Here is a 3,422-nt window from a genome sequence, read left to right as displayed (position 1 = left end):
GCGGTGTCCCCTCGGCCGCCGGCTTGGCCTTGCTGAACTTCACCGTCCAGCGCGCATCCACATCCTTCTGCGCCGCCTTGGCCGGCTGATCGGGCCAGATCTCCCTGGCCGACCGGCCCTCCTTGATCGCCGCCTTCTCATCCTCCTTGTTACGCTGGCGGGGCGCCGCCACCAGCGTGGCATCCACGATCTGACCCGACATCGGCAGATAACCCGCCGCGCTGATCGCCTGGTCCAGCCGCGTGAACAGCCCGTCCAGCGCCCGCACGGCGATCAGCGCCTCTCGGAAATCCCACAGCGTGTTGGCATCCGGCACCCCGTCCCCCGGACCCAAGCCACAGAACCGCATCCAGCTCAGCCGGTCGCGCACCAGATACGAGGTCTGTTGCAGCGACAACCCGTGCAGCGCCTGCAACACCAGCATCTTGAATTTCAAAACCGCGTCAAAGGGCGGACGACCGCCCTTGCGCGGGTCGCCGCGGCGCAGCGCCTTGGCCAGAACCGGCCGGAACTGCTCAAAATCCACCGTCGCCGACAGCCGCTCCAGCGGATCACCCTCCGCCGACTATTCTCGAAGACGATCCTCAAAATCCCAGAAACCGTCCTGTCCGGACATGACCAACCTCGCTACAGGCTGCATCCCCTATCATAGCAGAAATCAGCGGTTTCCGGAGGTGTCCACTTGAGTGAAATTCTGAAGGGTTGACCCAGCGGGATTTCTATGTCCGCTGGGCTTGGTGTTCTTTCTTGCATCCGGACGCTTGCCGTGGCTGCGGTTTCGGATGATGTTGCTGCCGCCGGTCGCTGGGGTGGGGCTTTGCCCTGCGCTAGGCTGCCATCGGTCGATCAGTTTGGCCTGCCGGGATAGAGGGCATCGGACTTGGCCTGGGCGTTGCCAATGCCCAGAGTTGGACTGTCGGCAGCAATTCGGGGTGACCTCACTGACCCCGCTCCATGCAACCAAGCTGCCGCTGAGGGCTTCAACAACCGGGTCCGCCAGATCATCGCCGGCGTCTTCCATCACATCATACCAATCTGCCTGGATCGGTTACAATCAAGGGAGATTGATATCAGGTCAACCATAGCCGCCTTTCGTTGATATTGGCGGTGTGGTTTTGCGAACCTTCTATGTCGTGACCCCATTACGCCGCCCACGCTGCCAGCAAAGCCCCCAGTGACCCGGCGTCGAGATCGTAACGACCGGCTAGGTTGGTCAAAATCCAGTTGCCGGCGCTGTTGCCCTCCAGCAGGACCGGTCCGTCGTCGGTCAGGATGAAATCCCAGTTCACCAGCGGCATGGGCGGAATCACTGATGCGGCGACCCATGCCATGGCCACTGCGTCGAAAAAGCCGGAAATTTCCCGGACGGCCATAAGCGCGCCGTTCCAAGGCAATGCCTCCAGGCGTTCTTGCGACCGGGCGAAGGAAACACCACAGGCCATGCGCCCATCGATGGGGTTGATCGGCGCATGGATTTCCCCATGCAGAAAATGACGGGAATCCCGACCAGGAACCGGGATGTTCAACAAGGCTGAATGCAGGAACGGCAGCTGTCCGGGCGCGCGGGCGGAAGTCAGCCGCAACACCGGCGCGCGTCCGGCTTCTGCCAGATCCGCCAGATCAAAACGGGTCGTCAGGCGTTCCTGCACCAACAGGTCGTCGGTTGCGGCCATGCGCAGCAGGCGGGATCTCAGCCCCAGCCAGTCCGTCGGCGAGCCGCCGTTCACCCGCCAGCCGTCGTCCTCTCTCACCAGGGAAAACGCCGCGCGACCGCCGCTGCCCCGGCGCGGCTTGACGAACAACCCCGCCGCCGCGCCCGAGGCCAGGATACTGGCCTCATCCGGCGCATCCCCACGACAAATCATCGCGCGCAGGACTGGGACCGCTACGCCCGCCCGGGCAAGGTGTTCCGCCGCCGCCGCTTTGTCGCCCAGCAGCCGATGTCCCGCCGCATCCCCCAGCCGCGACAGCAGTAAACCCGCGGCCCGCGCAGGCAATGGATGCCGTCCGCCGAAAACGCCGCGCCAGACCCAGGCTTCCACCGGAGTGGCCCCGGACAAGAGGCAGTCGCCGAACAACAATGTGGCGTCGATGGCGTTCAGCTCATTGGCGCGGGCGAAAGCCGATGTACGGGCGGCGGCGGCGGCGGCCCAGACCGACCGATCCGCACATACTAGGAACAGGCGCAGCAGCGGTGCCACCTTGCTCCGGACCCTGGCGGCGGCGGCCCCACGCAACGGCGCGAGACTTGGATCGGAACACCCCGCCCAGCCTTGCCCGTCCCACGGCGAAAGCCGCCACAATTTTCTCAGCATGTCGCCTTGATTTCCCCCGCGCCCACGTTGCAGTCTGATGTCGCCGCGACGTTTGCAGTGAGAATAACCATGACCGGGCACCCAGAGAAACCTTCTCTCGCCTCCCCCGATGAAACCTTGGTCGAACGGCTGGCGCAACCGGCGGTCCTGACGGCGTGGCTGGCGCAAATCGAAAACGTGCCGCCGACGCGGGCGCAAGATCCCACCCTCACGCGGCGACGTGCGGGACTACTGCGGGCGCTGGGGCGGCTGGAGGACGCGGCCCGAACTTACGCCGAACTGAAAACGGTCGAAGGCGACCGGCTGGCAGCGCTGTTGACCGGAATGGCGACCGGCCCGGCGGAGGAGGCCGGCCCCACCCGCTTCGTCCGGCTGAAAGGTGTGTTGAGCGCGGCGGAACAGCAACGGTTGTGGGAACACGTCGAGGCCGACGACGCCCGCTTTGATCAGGCGCTAATCGGACAGACGGACAAGGCTCGTCTCGACCCGGACAGGCGCCGGTCGGCGGTATTGGCCGACGCCGCCACGGTGCGGGAATGGTTCTTGCCCAGGATTGAAGAATTGATGGAACGCGAACGGGTGTTGGAGCGGCTCTGTATAGCGCCCTCTCCGGTCGCCACACGGGAGTTGCAGATCACCCGCCATCTTGACGGCGGGTTTTTCCGCATACATCGCGACACCGGTCTCCCCGGCGATCCTTCGGCGTCGCGGACCTTGACCTATGTTTATTACTTTCAGCGGACGCCGCGTCGATTTTCCGGCGGCGATTTGCTGATGTTCGACCATGGGGCTGACGGGCGGCGGGCGGCAACGCTGGAATTCACCCGCTTTCATCCCGAACACGACACGCTGGTGTTTTTCCCGTCCCATCGGTTGCACGCGGTGGCGCCGGTGGCGCTGGACGGCGACGATCCTTCGGACGCGCGCTGGACGGTGAACGGCTGGCTACATTCAATTATGTGAGAAAATAGTCATAATTATACCATGTGTGGACGGCCCCGGTGGGACAGGGACTAGGCGACATGATTTGTGCGGGTCGAGCGCGTTCATTTGTCCGGCCTGTTTGTGTGGCCGATGACCGCTGGCCCAGATGGGGTCCGCCAAGCG

3 protein-coding genes and 1 pseudogene are annotated in these 3,422 nt (G+C 64.4%); 2 read left to right on the top strand and 2 right to left on the bottom strand.

The features are described from left to right. A partial coding sequence (locus tag Q0072_RS00310; protein ID WP_298324103.1) for a transposase occupies window positions 1-526 on the bottom strand: 526 nt, incomplete at its 3' end. A 286-nt stretch (window positions 527-812) separates the two neighbouring features. Between Q0072_RS00310 and Q0072_RS00305 the strand changes: the two are divergent. After that, window positions 813-974, top strand: a pseudogene (locus Q0072_RS00305) (IS1595 family transposase); the annotation flags it as partial. A 168-nt stretch (window positions 975-1,142) separates the two neighbouring features. On the opposite strand, the gene Q0072_RS00300 reads toward Q0072_RS00305, so the two are convergent. Next, complete coding sequence (locus tag Q0072_RS00300; RefSeq protein WP_298324099.1) at window positions 1,143-2,201, bottom strand: sugar-transfer associated ATP-grasp domain-containing protein; 1,059 nt, start codon at window positions 2,199-2,201, stop codon at window positions 1,143-1,145. A 183-nt stretch (window positions 2,202-2,384) separates the two neighbouring features. Between Q0072_RS00300 and Q0072_RS00295 the strand changes: the two genes are divergently transcribed. Further along, the gene (locus Q0072_RS00295) at window positions 2,385-3,278 is read left to right on the top strand and encodes a 2OG-Fe(II) oxygenase (protein ID WP_298324096.1); all 894 of its coding nucleotides are present in this window, start codon (window positions 2,385-2,387) and stop codon (window positions 3,276-3,278) included. Window positions 3,279-3,422 lie beyond the last annotated feature (144 nt).

The organism is Asticcacaulis sp., assembly GCF_027484505.1.
Classification (GTDB): domain Bacteria; phylum Pseudomonadota; class Alphaproteobacteria; order Caulobacterales; family Caulobacteraceae; genus Asticcacaulis.
The sequence above is the reverse complement of the archived record's forward strand: the minus strand, read 5'-3'. Positions and strand labels throughout refer to the sequence as shown.